This is a genomic window from Saccharibacillus endophyticus, assembly GCF_013185185.1.
GTDB lineage: Bacteria > Bacillota > Bacilli > Paenibacillales > Paenibacillaceae > Saccharibacillus > Saccharibacillus endophyticus.
In genome coordinates, this window is sequence record NZ_JAAZWE010000004.1 from 361431 (window position 1) to 377971 (window position 16541).

Here is a 16541-nt window from a genome sequence, read left to right on the forward strand (position 1 = left end):
AACTCCTTTCGGTGGCTGGCTGCCAACCCTTGCGGGTAAGGCCCTTTAGCTTTGCGTCCCTGCCTTTCGACAGGTTTGCCTTTATCGTTTTAGTCTTATCGTTAGATAGTGGGTTGCAGAGGAATAAAACAAGTGAATACACGAAAAAAGCCCTATCTTTCGGCGGCTGGCTGCCAACCCCCTGGGGGTAAGGCCCTATAGCTTTGCGTCCCTGTCTTTCAATCAGGTTTGCCATTATCGGTGAAAAGCTTTTTCTAGTTACATAGTATCATGCAAAATCAATTTAGCAAGATTTTTTTTACAATTTAATACTTTAGACCTGATACTATTTTCGCCCTTGATCAAACTGCTTTGAAACTCTGCTTCCTTTTAATATTATCGGCATGTCTTCCTCTATTTTTTATCACTCCGTACCTTCTTTTAAAAATAAAAATCCATTCTCCCAAAAAAAGAGAATGGATTCAAAATTGACTTTTTTGCGATTATTTATGGAGCTTTCTATCGGATCAAAACGGCATGCACGATCAGACGATGCGTCGGATTGATCAAAGGGTCGCATGTAATCAGCGTCAGCGCGGTTCGTCCCTCCGTCGGATTAAGGACCCAGACGTCCGTCGGTTCCACGACATGAATCTTATCCACCTTGTACAGATAGGTGATTCCGCCTTGATCGATTTCGATTTTGTCGCCGATTTCCGCTTCGTTCAGGCGGTTGAACAATCGCCCGGTTTTATGCGCGCGGTGAGCGGCTACAGCCATATTTCCGTCTTCGATGCCCGCAAGCTGCGTACCCGTGACATGCACGGCCGCGCTTTTCATGTTTTCTTTCGTAGCGCCTTCGACGATCGGAAGTTTAATACCGAGCTTTTCGTATCGGATGATCCCCAATACCTCTCCGTCTTGTAACGCGTTCGTATCGGGCGAAGGACTTTCTTCGACTTCTCCTTCGTCGCCTTCATCGAGCAAATTCGAAATTTTCTCGTAATCGGGCACGGCGGATTCGCTCGACACTGCGGTAAGATCCAATGGTTTTCGGCTTTCGACTTCGGCTTCTTGCAACAGCTTTGACTGGGCACGATCATCCAGCCAGTTATTCACCGAAGGATAAAGGATGATGCAGAGTCCCAAAATCATAATGATATATGACCACTTTTTCATGATTGTCCCTCCTTGAGCCGCCTTACTTCCTTATAACCTCAAAAGTATGCCATAAAGCGAAAGCCGTATTCAAGCTCGAACTCCGCCAGACACAAAAATACCGCCACGAATGATCCAGCCATTCGTGGCGGTCGGACGATCTTAACGAGCGGGCGCTCGCCGTAGATTCCTGACTTTGCGTCCCAGCCTTTCGACTGGTTTGCGTTTCTCGGAGGGAAGTGCGATGACGCGGGGGAGTTGTGACGCAGAACCGGTGCTCGGGACTCCTGAACTACAAACAACAAAAAGACCGCCATCGTTATCGAGGCGGTCGGACGATCATGGCGAACGTGTCGCTGTAGATTCCTGACTTTGCGTCCCGGACTTTCGACCGGTTTGCGTTTCACTAATTAAGTCGGTTATTTGGTTAAGGCGAGTATAACGGAATTGTCGATTTTGTGTCAATATCTTTTTTCGAGAAAATCGAAAAGCCCAAAAACCTTGAAATAAAGGGGTTTTTGAGCTTTTCTGTCTTGAAGGATTTTGTCGAATGCCGCGACTACAATTGACTGCAAATTCGCTCGTAAGCTTCTTCTATGCTAAGCGTTACTTTATCGGCATCGGTGCGGCGCTTAAACTCCACGCGTCCTTCAGCCGCTTCCCGGCCCACTACTACGCGGAACGAAAGTCCCAACAAATCCGCATCTTTGAACTTCACGCCAGCGCGCTCATCGCGATCGTCGAGCAGCGCTTCGACTCCCGCCGAACGGAAACGATCGTACAACTCAAGCGCAAGTTTTCGTTGATCTTCGTCCTTGATCGAAGCCGGAATGATGTGCACGGCAGCCGGAGACAATTCTTTCGGCCATCTAATCCCGTTCTCGTCATAATTCTGTTCAACCACGGCAGACAAAATACGCGAAATCCCGATGCCGTAGCATCCCATGATCGCAGGTTGTCTGCGGCCCGATTCGTCCAGGTACTCCGCACCCAGCTTCTCGCTGTATTTCGTACCCAGCTTGAATACATGCCCCACTTCGATCCCCCGATAAAACTTCAGCGGTCCGCTGCCGTCCGGGCTCAGATCGCCTTCGGCCGCATTGCGGAAGTCGCCGACCAAATCCGCGGTAAAGTCGCGGTCCGGTTGTACGTTTTCCGCATGATAATCCGTTTCGTTCGCACCCGCGACTCCCGATGCCATGGCCTGAACTTCACGATCCACAAGCAACTTCACACCTGACAAGCCCACTGGCCCGGCAAATCCGACAGCCGCTCCCGTCAGACGCTCAACCTCGGCTCCTTCCGCCAATTCGATCCGTTCGCCGCCAAGGGCGTTCAGCACCTTCGTCTCGTTGACCTCGCGATCTCCGCGCACGACTACCGCGATCGGCAGATCGTCTACCCGGTACAGCAGCGTTTTGAAAAAGGCAGACGCTTCCGCATCGAAATGGGCACATAATTGGTCGATCGTATGCGCATTCGGCGTATGGACGCGATTCATTGGCGGAACTTCCGTTCCCGAAGCGGCAGGTTCTTCCCAGAACATCTCGGCTTTTTCCAGGTTGGCCGCATAATCGCCGTTTTCGCTGACGACGATCGTGTCTTCTCCGATATCGGCCAAAGCCATGAACTCGTGCGTCTCGCCTTCGCCGCCGATCGCCCCGGCGTCCGCCTGGACCGCACGGAAATTCAAGCCGACACGGGTGAAAATGCGGGAATACGCCGCGTACATCGCGCGGTATGTGACATCCAGCTCTTCCCAACTCCGGTCAAACGAATACGCGTCCTTCATCAGGAACTCCCGTCCGCGCAGCAGACCGAAGCGAGGGCGACGCTCGTCGCGATATTTCGTCTGAATCTGATACAACGTCATCGGAAGTTGGCGATACGAACTCACTTCGCCCGCGACCAACGTCGTAATGACTTCTTCATGCGTCGGTCCGAGCGCGAATTCGCGGTCGTGGCGGTCTTTTAATCGAATTAGCTCAGGTCCGTACACGTCATACCGTCCCGATTCGCGCCACAGCTCGGCAGGCTGCATCGCCGGAAGCAGCAGTTCCTGAGCGCCTGCGCGATCCATTTCCTCCCGCACGATCTCCTGCACCTTTTTCAATACCCGGAAACCCAGCGGCAAATACGTATACACGCCGGAAGCAAGCTGACGGATCAACCCCGCGCGCAGCATCAGCTTGTGGCTGACCGCTTCGGCATCCGCAGGCGCTTCCCGAAGCGTAGGAATAAGCAATTGACTTTGTTTCATCACAATCTCTCCTTCAAAATAAATAATAAAAGGCGGTACGCGCAAAAAAGACGCATTCATCAGGGACGAATGCGTCTTCGCGGTACCACCCTAGTTCCCTTTTCACTGCACAGTGATTTAGACCGCGCAGGCAAAAAGGCTCGAAGTCCGTTAACGGCGGACATCCGGTGACGCAGATTACGCCACAGCTCGCGGGGGAGGACCTTCGCGGTTTTGCCGGGAATTCTCGCAGCTCCGATACGTTGGCGATGTTCGAAAACGCACCCGGAATTCCTCTCTGTCGGCAGTGCATGCACCTTACGCCTTCAACGGCTTGGATGCCCGCGAGGCATGGCCCCGGTCGTTGCTGTTGTTCTCTTCGATTCATGAATCCGTGACACCGTTGTACCACCGAAATCCGGGTTTCGTCAAGCGAATTCGATCATAAATCGCATCCGGTCACTCCCCCGGTTCCACTACAGTCCCCGGAATCGCGACCTCTTCGCTTCCCGCAGCCGGAGGTTGAACCTCGCCTTGCACTTCAGGCTGCGTCGGGATCTCGAGCGGCGGCTCCTGTACAGGCGGTTCCACCGGCTCTGCAGGTACGGTCGGAATCGTCGGAACTTCAGGCTTCGGCGTTATGCGGACCGGGCTTTTGACCGATACGGCTCCGGTGTCTTTGTACACGGTCAACACGGCTCCCGTTGCTTGGCTGATCAAACGCACGGGCACGTAAACGACGCCTTCATACAACCTCGGCGCGGCGGTCAACGTCACGTTTTTCCCGTTGATCTCCGCTTCCTTTTTGCCCAGCGTAAAGCGGATCGTGCCGTAATCGCCGGTTGCCGTTACCGACTTGGCCGCGCCTTCCCACTTCAATTTGTAACCGAACGACGCGAGCAGCGGCTTGTACGACACATAGGTGGCTCCATCTTCGTTGAACGCCGCCAGATCGTCCTCGATCCGTTTGCCGTCGAGGAAGACGGATACCGGATTGACCGTCGTTTTGTTTTTCTCCGCCCATAAGGCATAGCCTTCCTGCGCGATCCACAGGCCGATCTTTTTGTTTCGCCGCCATTCTTCTCCGAACGCCGACAGCGGAAGATGCGTCTCGCCTGTTTTCACCCCGATTTCCGGCGTAAAAGCAGGGCGTCCCAGCTTCTGAATGAACCAGTCCGTATAACCGCCGCCCCCGTTGGAGTTGTAGCTCGGGCTCACCTGGCTGTATCCGGTAAAAGCCGTGAAAATATTCGCCAGACGCTTATCGCGCGCGACATTGGCGGCAGGCGTGCGGAAATTCCAATACAAAATCCGGCCCGCCGAATGATAAGACACCGCAATCTCCGGGTCGATCTCGTACGTGAAAGCGATCATCGCTTTATTTTCCCGCGCGGTCATCGGAGCCGTTCCCTTATGCCCCATCCAGTGCGGATAATAGTAATTGTTCACCAACTCTTCCCAATTCGCGTCGTACTGCCGATTCGGATCAACCCCCTGCGCGTTGGCTTTCCAGCGCTTGAAGTTCCGGCTTCCGTCGTTCATCGCGATCAACGCTTTGTGCACGCTGCCCGGGAACGACTGAAGTCCGGTCTGCTGAAGCGTGACGCCGTCCGGGTTGACCATCGGAACGAACCAAATCTTCGTTTTGCCCAAAATGTCCCGCACGTCATAGCCCTCGAACTTACGATTCTCGGCGTATGCGGCCGCGTACTGCTCGATCATCTGCATGTTCAGCGTCGTGGTCAACCATTCGCGAGCATGGTGCGAACCGTTGAAAAACACCGTCGCGCTTCCCGTACCCAGGCCGACCGCCCAGATATCCCGTCCATACAGCGTTTTTCCGATCGATTTGTATTCGATGATGTCCGGGTATTTTGCCGCCAACTCCCGAATATCCCGCGTAAGCACCCCGTATGTATACGTGACTGACGGGTCCACGATATTCGCTCCCGCCGCTTGCGAACGCCCCGCCGGCGCCAACGTCAGCACCAACAGAATGAACGCCATAAGCGTTACCCCCAACTTTTGCATAACAACCCCCTGTACCTTTATCAATTTCGTCGTCTTCCGCCTTTTAGCATTCGTGCATCCGCCTCTGAATTCCTGCCGATTGCCTCTTTTTCCAATTAATCTTGACAAAGGCATAAACCTAGTAATACGATACATAGTAATTCTAGGTATTAAAAAGGAGGCACCCCCGTGAAAGTCAGCAAGGAACTGCTCAAAGGATCGACCGGAGCGCTCGTGTTGACGGTCTTGGCAGGCAAAAGCATGTACGGCTATGAGCTAATCAAAGAACTGGACAGCCGCTCGGGCGGCGTATTTTCACTCAAGGAAGGCACGTTGTATCCGATTTTGCACGCCATGGAGGCCGAGAGCTGGGTGAAGTCGCATTGGGAAGACGGAAGCGGTCGCAAGCGCAAATATTATACGGTGACCGATGCGGGGCTGAAGCAACTTAAGCACAAAACCGAGGAGTGGCGAACATTCAGCGGCGCGGTAAACGCGGTGCTCGGGGAGGGCGGAGCATGAGCGGAACCAACGGGATACATCCTGAAAAAGAAACGACGGAACAACTGGCGCATCTTCGCCGTCTGGAGACCGAGAAAGCGGAAGCGCTGATCGAAGAATATCTGGACCGGGTCTGTGCGCGTATCCGGGCAAGGGAACTGCATCCTGAATTGCGGGAAGAAATACGCGGGCATATCGACGAATTGTTGGCGGAAAAAGAAGACGAAAAGGTTCCGCCGATCGAAGCCGCCATCTGGGCACTGAAGCAAATGGGCGATGCGGACGAGGTGGGGGGTACGCTGGGGCAGGTGCATCGGCCGCAGTTCAACTGGAAGCTGCTGCTGCCTTTGACGGCGATGATCGGACTCGGGTTGTTGGCATTGTTCTCTTTGGGGAGTACGGGAAAAGGCAGCTACCAATACTTCAATCCCGGCAGCCGGCAGCTTTTTTATTACGTCACGGGACTTGTCGCTTTGGTCGCCGGCCTGTTTTTCGACTACCGATTATTGAAAAAGTACGCGATCGCGTTGTACTCTGCTGCCGTCGTATTAACGGTTGTATTTTTCTCCTTCGACTCGCCAAGGGTAAACGGAACGCTGGGTTGGATAGGAATCGGACCTCTTTATTTCTACTGGACGCTTTGCATGTTTGTTCTGTTACTGCTCGCGCTTCCCGGCTTGTTCGAACGGCTTTCGCTCAAACACGAAAAATGGACAAGTCTTCGCCAAATCGGAAGCATCGGCTTGATCGTTCTTCCCGTCATGTTGTATATCTATTTCGATCTGCTGGCGTGGCTGCTGCTGATCGGCTATCTAGCCGCGGCTTTGACGTTGTACGCGCGCTACGGCGGCTCCCGCGTTTATACATACGGGCTGCCTGCTTCGTTCGCTGCATGGATGGCTGTTTTGTATGTTCGCAACGAGTATTGGCAAGCGCGCATCCAATCCGTGTTCGCTCCGCATCTTCAAACGTCCAATAACAATTACCTGAACGATTCCATCGCTGCTGCCGTTCGGGAAGGCGGTTGGTTCGGACAAGGATTCGGTTCAAGCGGAAGTCGTATTATTTATGCTTACAGCGATGCGATTCTTCCCTACTTGACCTACAGCTTCGGATGGATCGCCGCGGGCGTTCTGGTGGCTTGCACACTATGGCTGATCGCTCTTTTGCTGCATTCCACCCGGAAAATTACCGACCGATACGGACGTTCGCTCGCTATAGGCCTGTCCGTTTTGCTGGCGTGCCAATGGATTTACGGAATCGGCGCTTCATTCAATTTGCTGCCTTTTACCGCATTGACGATGCCGTTCATCGGCTACGGAGGCAGCTCGACCGTCATTCACTGCGCCGTCTTGGGTCTGATTATGGGGATTTACCGACGCAAAGACATGATTTCGACCCGCGGGAAACAAGCGCAAAAATCCGACGGCGATCGGTTGATCTTCAGCATCGGCGGCTTCGAGTTATATGATAATCGCGAAAGACGGCCGGATTGGGTTCGTAAGTCCACTGGGCGCTATCCTTGACACCTCCACCGGCTGCGTGCTAAGTTAAATTCATCCAAAACAAGAAGGGAGTGAGTAAGCCTTATGAACACGCAATTTCATCGCTTCTCGCTCCCTTACGGCATAATTTGATCGGCGACAGGTTGACTGTTGTCTATTCATCGCGGGAGCTGGGACCCTTGAGGTTCCGGCTCTTCTTTTTGGACGCGCCTATTCGCAATCCGGCATAGGCAGCGTCGCGATCGATCTCTATCCGTCCATACGCAGACCGCGGGAGCTTACGAGCTTTCGCGGTTTTTTGCTATGCCGGGAAGCAGATGCGCATGGAAATGCACGAATCCAACTCGAAAGGCAGTGCGTACCTACCTATGATGAAACTTAGTCGAATAAGCAAGATCAGAAATCTTATCGATGAAAAAACATGGAAAGGCCCGATCGGCGAACAGTTTGCCCCATTGTGGAGACATGACTCGGGCAGCGTTTATTTTTGGAGGCTCAGTTCGAATGCGATCTTCATCGCGAACGTGGACGGGAAACGGCATTTTCTTCGTCTTAATCTTGCCGAGGAACGCAGCTTGCCTGAAGTCGAAGCGGAAATCCGCATTTTGCTTGCGCTGAACGGAAGTTCGGTTCGAGCGGCTCAGCCCGTCCCTTCGCTGGCCGGACGATTGATCGAGACCGCCGAATGGCAAGGTGACTTATACCACGCCGTACTGTTCGAAGGAATGCCCGGCGAACACCCTGACGATGAGAATCTGACCGAAGCCCAATGCCTGCGCTGGGGAGAGGAACTGGGTCGCTTGCATAAGGAGCTTGCCGCCATGCCTTCTGCAACCGTTAACGGACGCGGCGATTGGAGCCTTGACCTCGCCAATATGCGGAAGCTTTTGTTCCGGGAATCTGCTGCGATCCGGGGCGCACTGGATGCTGCGGCATCGGAAATGGAGCAGGTGTGCCGCATCCGACCCGCTGCGCTCATTCATTTTGACTTTGAGATGGACAATTTGCTCTGGCAGGACACGTCTGTCAGTATCATCGATTTTGACGATTGCCGGATTTATCCGCCGGGCGCAGATATCGAATACGCGATTCGCAGTCTTCGGAAATCAGACACGCTCGACGCCTCGCAGCAGATTCAGGCTTTCTTGGATGGCTACTCGGCAGCTTCTCCATTTCCGCTGCCTTCCAAGCAAGAACTTGCTCTCTTCCGGCAATGGCATCGCCTCTACCTGCTGGCCGCAAGCCACCGGGAGATGGATCTTCCGGCAGATAAACCGCGCGTGTCCTGGCAGTCCAGTCTGGAACTGAAATTTGCAGAGTTGGCTCAGAAACTTCGATCGGAGATCGTTAATGACGCGGCAAGCGCAAATCACAAGACTTTCTAATACCCGCTCAACTTTTGAACAAAAGATTACGTTCGGCTGAAACGTACACGCTTTAGGTGCGATTCGCACGTAAACCTCATATCGAACGCGGTCAAGGCATTCGCACAAAAAAACTTCGGGTCCTCCAGGGAGGGCTCGAAGTCTTTTAAGATAAGTCGAATATTACTTTTTGCCACCCAGGATTGTTTTGGTCACGCCGCCCAACAGCGCTCCGGCTGTTGTCGTTGTGCCTGTAGTCGCTGTCGATGCTGCGGCTGTTGTTGTGGAAGCTGTTGCTGCTGTTGTTGTCGAAGTCGCAGCTGCTGTCGTTGTGGTAGCTGCTGCGGCAGGCGCCAATGTCGTGCTTGTTGTTGCTGTAGATGGAGCAGGTGCTGGTGTTTGAGTTGTCGTCGATACAGTCGGCGCTGTCGTTGTGCTCGTACCCGAAGTTGTACCTCCCAATACGCCGCCCAACGTGCTCGTCAGGCCATTCACTGTGTTGTTTACTGTATTAACCGTATTGTTTACTGTGGTATTTACCACAGTAACGACTGTCTCGATCAGGTCCGGCGTCGGGGTTGTAGTTCCAGTACTTGTCGTAGGTGCCGGTGCTGTCGCTGTCGGCGTCGTTACCGGCGCAGGCGTCGGTTCTGTTGCTGCCGGCGTTGTTGCAGGTGCCGATGCTGTCGCTGCCGGCGTCGTTACCGGTGCAGGCGTCGGTTCTGTTGCCGCAGGCGTCGTTGCAGGTGCCGGTGCTGTCGCTGCCGGCGTCGTTACCGGCGTAGGCGTCGGTTCTGTTGCCGCAGGCGTCGTTGCAGGTGCCGGTGCTGTCGCTGCCGGCGTCGTTACCGGCGCAGGCGTCGGTTCTGTTGCCGCAGGCGTCGTTGTTGCAGGTGCTGTCGCAGCTGGCGTCGTTGTCTTAGGTACCGATGATGTCGTTGCCGCCAATGTCGCTTTCGCGCTGCCGGAAGTCGATGCAAGCGCGGAGCTTGCAGCCGAAGATTGAGCCGTTCCCGTCGATACGGCTGCTGCCGCGGCATCGCTTTGCGATTTCGCGATCTGATTGCTGTTATACATCTTGTAGGAGCTTGAGCTGATATCCAAACGAAGCTGATGCAGTTGGGATTTCCAAGTGATGCCTGCTTTCGAAACCTTCTGCTCGATCGCTCTTTCTCCGAGGTTTTTCAATGTGCTTTTGAAATCGTCCGTCTTCAGGGTAAAACCGTTTTGCGAGTAGATCGCTTGCAGCAGGTCATACTGCTGCTTGCGGTTGGTTTCCATTCTGTCATAGAACTGCGTTTTTTCTTTTTTGATTTCTACCTCGGTCCGGACATCTTTCGATACGGTCCGATCATCTTGGCTTTTGTTATCGTACGCTCCGATTTTCGAAGAGTCTTTATTCGTATAGGATGTTTTCGCGTTATAGTCGTATCTGCTGGACAAGTCCGCTTTGGAAGCGGAAGAGTAGGACGACAATGTGCTCATTTTTTACTACCCCCTCAACTGGAATGTTCTGTGCGTCTTCGTTAGGGATAGTTTACTATTTTATGGTAAAGAAAGGGAATAGGATGGCATTCCTCACTCGCTTCCTACCATTTTTGTCCAAAAGCAGGAGCATCAGATGGGGTTTTATCTTTGTCAGGCTGGTTTTTCTATGTCGAATTCGAGCATCTTTGAGTTATTCGTTTTTAAACGACTTTTTTCTACAGCGTTTTTAAAAAATTGCTTCAAATATATTTTGGCGCAATCTATGCAAAAACAATCCAAGTAACCAGACTTCCTATTTCTTAAGTCCCTTTTGCTTTAAAACGCAAAAAAAATCGCCCCTGTACAGGAGGCGATTGATGCAATAGCCGACCGGAATGTTTTAGGCTTGAAGCGCCTCGGCAAAATCCTGTCGCGAACTGCTGTGTTCATTCAATTTGTCGTACGCTTCCCCGCTGATCTCCACGCGAACCTGGTGCAGCTCCGACTTCCATTCCATCTTCATGGAGGAGCCGTCGCGAATCATCAATTGCTCGATGGAGCGCTCCGCCAGCGCCTTCATCGCACCTTTGAGTCGTTCGGGCGACAGTTCCACCCGAGCCTTCTCCGCATAAAACGTTTGCAGCAGCTTTTGCTGAGCTAAACGTTCTTCCGCGATCTGTTGAGCCAACTGCGCTTCGCGCTTTTTGCGTTCTTCGTCGCTAAGCAGCTCTTTTTCCCCTGTCTTGCTTTTGTTGAACTCGGTATTATCTTTCATGACAACGACTTTCGAGCTTTCTGTTTTCGCCGGCTGCTTCACGATATCCGGATTCACAACTCCCGAGGGCTTGTAATCGATCGCCCAATTCCCTGAGTCTGCCTTATTAAAAGATACCTTTTCCATTTCAACACCCCCTGTTACATGATCTCGCTTCAATGTAACGCTTGCTTCGATTGCTTGGCAATCCGATAGACGAACTACAAAACAAATTAAAAATACGAACTTCGCGAAATTGAATAAAAGATAAGCCTTATACTACTATGCAATTCGAACTAAAATACATGAGACTAAAGACCTAATTGTCTGAAATTTTAGAGACCGACTCACCTCCTTCTTTTTATGTCGGCTGCAAACAGGACATTTTTTCCATTTCAATTCTAATTTCTTACCATCCTTATCATTACAAAATTGTTACTTATCAATCTTTTACAAAACCTTGTCCGCCTGTGAAAAACCCGATATAGTCAGGACATGCGTCTGGAAAAAAAGATGCAAATCCGGCGATATACAGCGTGAATGCTTCTATGGAAGAACGTGCGTCGCCGCCTAATCGGAAAGGAATCTTACATACTTATGCTTGTTCGAAACTGGAAAAAAGTCGTCTTGCTGTCTCTTGCCGTCGTCTTCGCCTTGGGCATCGCAGGGTTCTTCTTCGTGCGATATCTGGAACATGCCAGACTGGTCAATCACGGCGTAACCGAAGAACTGATACCCGTCGTCTCTGCCGCCGAAGTCGCCGATCACTACGATGCGGTCGTGACCGGAACCGATCCGGAAGGCATCGCTGCCGCGATCTCCGCCGCGCGCAACGGCCTGAAGGTGCTGCTTGTCGACGGACATGACCGTACGATGCTGGGCGGTCTCATGACGGTCGGAGGCTTGAATATGATCGACCTCAACTACTCGCCGGAGCAGCCTTTTTTCCTTCCGCAGTTGAGAGAACCGAAATATTTGAACGAAGGCATTTTTCAGGAATGGTACGATCAATTCGACGGTTCGGCGTTCGACGTGAACGTAGCCGCCAATGTGTTCTATAAAATGGTAAAAAACGAACCCAACATCGATCTGCTCATGGAAACGCAGGCCATGTCTCCGTTGACCGACACGCAGAACGAGCGCACGACCGTGACGGGAGTCGCTCTGACGCTCAAAGACGGAAGCCGAAAGAAAGTCACGACCTCGGCCATTATCGATGCCACGCAAAATGCCGACGTAGCCGCCGAAGCCGGAGCCGAATTCACGCTGGGCCGCGAAGACATCGGGGATACCAACAGCGTAATGGCCTCGACGCTCGTCTTCCGCATGAGCGGCATGACCCAAGAAATTTGGGAGCAGCTCGGCAAGCACGAAGACACCGGAATCGACCGGATGAGCGTATGGGGCTATAAAGAAGCGAAAGAATACGAGTCCAGCGATCCGGGCAAGGTTAAAATGCGCGGCTTGAACATCGGGCGTCAAAATGACGATACGATTCTGATCAACTCGATGCTGCTGTTCGGCATTGATCCGCTTGACCCGGAATCGATCAAGCAGGGCATCGAGACAGGAACCGCGGAAGCGCCTAAGATCGTGGAGTTCCTGAAGAAGCGTTTCCCGGAGATGGCGACGCTAAAATACGACGGAGTCGCCAGCGAGTTGTACTTGCGCGAATCCCGTCACCTCAAAGCGGAATACCGTTTGACGCTCGTTGACGTCATGGAAAATCGCGCGCACTGGGACGATATCGCCTACGGCTCCTATCCGGTCGATATCCAGAGCACGAGCGACGGGCGAATCGGAACGGTTCTGATGAAACCGAGCCAATACGGCGTACCGTTCCGCACCCTGGTGCCCCGCACCGTCGACGGCCTGCTTGTCGTGGGACGATCGGCCGGCTTCGATACCGTGCCGCACGGAAGCGCCCGCACCATTCCGGTCGGCATGGGCACGGGCGAAGCGGCCGGCGCAGCCGTCAAGCTTGCTTTGAACACGGATATGACGCTGCGCGAATTGTCCGGTTCCGAAGAGCAGATCACCGCGCTGAAAAAACAGCTTCGCAAGCAGGGCATGGATCTGTCCCGACCGAACCTGCCGGAACCGGAATACGCCAAGCACAAAGACTACGCCGGCATGCTGGTGTCCGCCAATATGTATCTGACATCTGGCGGTTACGAGAACGACGGTTGGGGCCTGGACGGCGAAGCCAACGTACAGCGCTTCTTCAACGCGGTACGCGTAATTCGTTCTCTTCACCCCGACTTCTTCCCCGGCGAAATGCAGGGCGCGCTGGCCGGCATTACCGATCCGGCGACGCAGCAGCTTTCGCTGGAAACGGCATCCGGCTTGATCGCCAGCGCCCTGGACCTCCCGGTCGAGGAAGGCAAAGCGACAGAATTGCTGGTCGCCGACGGCTGGCTGCAGCAGGACACGCTGAATCGGATTTCGGATCAGGAAAAGCTTACGAACGGCGATTACTATTCGCTCGTCGGCGATCTGTCGCGACGCTTCCTGCCTGCCGACACGGTAGAGAATCCGGCGCAGTAACAGTCTGACTTTTCGGCGGCTCCCGCCGTTAACCCTTTCCGAACATGAAGATAAGAAAAAGCTTGGCAAGGTCCGCTTTCGGACTTGGCCAAGCTTTTTTTCGTGCGGCTGCTATCATCCGACGGAGCGTCGTTTATTCGGACGATTCGGCTTCCTTCAGCATCGCCGTCAGATAAATCAACGGCGAATTGTAGTTCAGCGCCTGTTCATTCGTTTCCCAATCGATCGTGGACCCGTTATAGGCTTTGGCCGGGAACTTGGCTTTGGAATTGTTCGGTCCCCCTGCCATATAGCCGTTCGGCATTTCGATCATGAAGTCGCGCATATAAATTTCGTGGTGCGTGGTGCGGATCCGGTTTTCTCCGTAGCCGGTGATGTAGCTGAGCTGAAGCGGATTGATGCCCAGCAGATAATTCAGGTTGCTGGCCGCCGCCCGGATATTGTCTTCATCGAACGTTCCCAAGATCCGGCTGCCGATCGCCAAACTTACCGGAACGCTGGCCACATTGGAATTGGCGCCCCAATAAAATGCGTTTTGAGTCGAGTTGCCCCACACCGTCCGATTCAGCGTCGCGTCCAACACGTTTTCGCGCCATACTCCGTACTTCGCGGCGAACCATTCGCGAATTTGCGGATCGGCCTGCGGCGCGCTCAAATAATGGTAGTAGCCGATCATTTCCATCCCGTTGATGCCGTGCGAGAAGTTTGTCGAGTCGAATACATGCTCGAAATCCCGGTAATGGGCTTTGACGTAATCGCCGTATTTCGCTTCGCCCGTCGCGCGGTACAAGGCGGCTGCGGCGTAGAAGCGGTCATTTTTATCATTGTCGTCGTTGTAAGGGCCGTCCGGCTGCGCGATGTATTCCGGATGCTGTTCCAGGTAAGCCCATCCTTTGACCGCCGATTGCAGCAGCGTGTTCGAGTAATCTTCAAGCGATTCGGTCGACTTGAACACGAGCGAAGCATGGGCCAGAGCACCGACCGTATTGGCCGTCTGAGCGGTCGGAATGATGCTTTCCGGGCCTTCTCCGTCCATGATGAAGCGATTCGGCTCAGGTTCGCGGATCACGTAAGCGTAAAATCCGCCTGTCGCCGGATCCTGCATTTTCAGGAAAAAGTCCGTCTCGACCTTGATTTCGTCCAACAGATCCGAAACGCCGTTCCCGCTCTCCGAGATATTGAGCTGAGCGTCCGGGAACGCTTTCGGATACGCTTCGTATGCCCAGAGCAGATCGGATACGGCGGTCGCTGCGGCCGTCACGTATTTGCCCGTGTCGCCTGCGTCCCACCACCCGCCGGATACGTCTTTCTTGATCGAAGGATCGGATTGAAGCGGAAGGTTGCGGTCTATCTCGTGCAGGCCTTCGCGCGCGAATTCTCCCGCGTGCTTCTCGTCCAGATCGTCATTGGCGCGTTGGTAATAGAAAAATCTCTGCACGTCCGTGAGCAGGTCCTTATACACGTCCGCACCCAATTCGAATGCTGCGGACGGCTCGGCGATCCCGTCCACGACGATCTCGTACTCGCCGGCTTCCCGAAGCGGCGTGAAGTCGGCTTTGAGCACTTTTTCGCCCGACGACGGGTCGTAGGCTCTAACCAAGGACAGCGCTCCCTTGTATACCGTTGCGCCGTCGGACGTCCGTTTCACCTCGAACGGCGTACCGACCTTCGCGTCCAGCTCGTCGTAATAACCGCTGACCAGCGCATACTTCTCGCCTCCGCTCGGATAACCGACCTGATTCACTTTGATCGGAGCGGCCGATACTTCCTTATCAGGCGATACGACCCGAATATTGGCGATATGTAACGTAATCGGAGTTTCGCTCGTTCCGACCATCTTCAGCAATTGGATCTGGCTCGGATCGAAAAGCGGCTCGGAGCCGAAAAGGTCTCGGAGCGGAATCGAATAATGCTGCCACTGCGTCGTAAGAGGTTTGTATTCGTTTACATCTTTGGACAAGACGTCAATGTTGGTTTCTTCCGGATTATCGTCGCCGTCCGTATAGAATTCGCCGTCGGCTTGAAGACGTTCATGCACGCCGTCGCGGAAGCCGATCCGGAACGATTCGCCGCCTTTCGCGCCGACCGCGTCGAATTCCAGCGTGCCGTTTGCGCCGTAACGCGAGAAATCGAACGTCTGCCAGCTGTTCGTCGTATAATGGGCCATCCAACTGCCGGAAGCTTCGATCCGCTTACCTTTTTTGCCTTGGTACGTTTTGTCGGCTACGGCGACTTTGTCGCCCCATCCGTAATCGGTGATCGGGATATCCCGCAGTTTGTTCCAATCGGCGCCTCCGGTCGGCACGTAATTTACGATCTTCTCGGCATGCGTGGTCGCGATCGGTCCGACAACCGGAAACACCAGAGAAACCGCGAGTAATCCGCCGATCATTTTGAACATGGAGCGTTTTGCGCTTTTTGCTTTTGTTCTGTTAGACATGAATCCATATCCCCCCCGCTTTTTAAGTAAACGCTTTCAATATAAGCATAGGGTTTTTTCTAAGAAAATAACACCCTACAAATCCGATTTTTTATCCCCTATCTATTAGTCATTCGCATTTATGTTCATTCAGCAAATGACAGCAAAAAAGCGACGGTCCGGCATTGAAGCCGGGCAGCCGCTTTTTCGGTTCAATACTTTTTCAGCGCGGCACGGAGATCGTTCATCAACCGGCCGGCTCCCACGATCGCCGAATCGCTGTTGTTGTAAAAAATCGCCGTCTTGACTCCGTCCTGTTCCAGCTTCGGCAAGATCTTCTCCATAAAAGCAGCCAGATCAAGCGGACGGCCGGAGTACCCCGACCATTCATCGATCGAGCAATGCTCGGCAAACTCGCTTTTGGGCCAAAGCGGCAGCAGAGCCGAACCGTCCTGATCATGCGTCATCGCCCAGCCTTCGTCGTACAAGCCCCAGAGAATCTGCGTGTCTGCTGTTTTCTTGATGAAATATTCGTAGCGCAGATCGGCCGGACTGCTGACGATCGCGTTGAATTCTTTTAAGTTCATACTGATAAAGG

General features: G+C 53.4%; 11 protein-coding genes and 4 riboswitches. Of the genes, 4 read left to right on the forward strand and 7 right to left on the reverse strand.

Features of this window, described 5'->3' with window-relative positions:
* Positions 1–7 precede the first annotated feature (7 nt).
* A riboswitch (cyclic di-GMP riboswitch) is annotated at positions 8–90 on the reverse strand.
* A gap of 68 nt (positions 91–158) precedes the next feature.
* Positions 159–243: riboswitch (cyclic di-GMP riboswitch) on the reverse strand.
* Positions 244–498: 255 nt separating this feature from the next.
* The 3 genes from HRQ63_RS16255 to HRQ63_RS16265 form a co-directional block, all read right to left on the reverse strand.
* Entirely contained in the window at positions 499–1158 is a 660-nt protein-coding gene (locus tag HRQ63_RS16255) for a class D sortase (protein ID WP_172245638.1), read from the reverse strand.
* 123 nt (positions 1159–1281) lie between these two features.
* Positions 1282–1372: riboswitch (cyclic di-GMP riboswitch) on the reverse strand.
* Between the two features lie 88 nt (positions 1373–1460).
* A riboswitch (cyclic di-GMP riboswitch) is annotated at positions 1461–1548 on the reverse strand.
* A gap of 148 nt (positions 1549–1696) precedes the next feature.
* Complete coding sequence (locus HRQ63_RS16260; RefSeq protein WP_172245640.1) at positions 1697–3397, reverse strand: proline--tRNA ligase; 1701 nt, start codon at positions 3395–3397, stop codon at positions 1697–1699.
* A gap of 438 nt (positions 3398–3835) precedes the next feature.
* Positions 3836–5407: a M14 family zinc carboxypeptidase gene (locus tag HRQ63_RS16265; RefSeq protein ID WP_188525550.1), complete on the reverse strand. Its 1572-nt coding sequence runs from the start codon at positions 5405–5407 to the stop codon at positions 3836–3838.
* A 168-nt stretch (positions 5408–5575) separates the two neighbouring features.
* On the opposite strand from HRQ63_RS16265, the gene HRQ63_RS16270 reads away from it, so the two are divergent.
* From HRQ63_RS16270 to HRQ63_RS16280, 3 genes are all read left to right on the forward strand, one after another.
* Positions 5576–5908: a PadR family transcriptional regulator gene (locus tag HRQ63_RS16270; protein ID WP_172245642.1), complete on the forward strand. Its 333-nt coding sequence runs from the start codon at positions 5576–5578 to the stop codon at positions 5906–5908.
* Entirely contained in the window at positions 5905–7413 is a 1509-nt protein-coding gene (locus HRQ63_RS16275; protein ID WP_172245644.1) for an FtsW/RodA/SpoVE family cell cycle protein, read from the forward strand. The genes HRQ63_RS16270 and HRQ63_RS16275 overlap by 4 nt, the downstream gene beginning before the upstream one ends.
* 302 nt (positions 7414–7715) lie before the next feature.
* The gene (locus tag HRQ63_RS16280; protein ID WP_172245646.1) at positions 7716–8777 is read left to right on the forward strand and encodes a phosphotransferase enzyme family protein; all 1062 of its coding nucleotides are present in this window, start codon (positions 7716–7718) and stop codon (positions 8775–8777) included.
* A 162-nt stretch (positions 8778–8939) separates the two neighbouring features.
* Here HRQ63_RS16280 and HRQ63_RS16285 read toward each other — a convergent pair whose 3' ends face one another.
* Both HRQ63_RS16285 and HRQ63_RS16290 read right to left on the reverse strand, forming a co-directional pair.
* Complete coding sequence (locus HRQ63_RS16285; RefSeq protein ID WP_172245648.1) at positions 8940–10241, reverse strand: hypothetical protein; 1302 nt, start codon at positions 10239–10241, stop codon at positions 8940–8942.
* 382 nt (positions 10242–10623) lie between these two features.
* Positions 10624–11124, reverse strand: coding sequence for a hypothetical protein (locus HRQ63_RS16290; RefSeq protein WP_172245650.1), 501 nt, complete (start codon positions 11122–11124; stop codon positions 10624–10626).
* 450 nt (positions 11125–11574) lie between these two features.
* Here HRQ63_RS16290 and HRQ63_RS16295 point away from each other — a divergent pair, with 450 nt between their 5' ends.
* On the forward strand, positions 11575–13524 hold the full coding sequence (locus HRQ63_RS16295) for an FAD-dependent oxidoreductase (protein ID WP_172245652.1): 1950 nt from the start codon (positions 11575–11577) through the stop codon (positions 13522–13524).
* Between the two features lie 133 nt (positions 13525–13657).
* Here the strand turns inward: HRQ63_RS16295 and HRQ63_RS16300 are convergent, their stop codons facing one another.
* Together HRQ63_RS16300 and HRQ63_RS16305 are read right to left on the reverse strand one after the other, a co-directional pair.
* Entirely contained in the window at positions 13658–15964 is a 2307-nt protein-coding gene (locus tag HRQ63_RS16300) for a glycoside hydrolase family 9 protein (RefSeq protein WP_229714232.1), read from the reverse strand.
* 191 nt (positions 15965–16155) lie between these two features.
* Positions 16156–16530 carry a DUF2750 domain-containing protein gene (locus HRQ63_RS16305; RefSeq protein WP_172245654.1) on the reverse strand — a complete coding sequence of 125 codons (375 nt, stop codon included), beginning with the start codon at positions 16528–16530 and terminating at the stop codon, positions 16156–16158.
* Positions 16531–16541 lie beyond the last annotated feature (11 nt).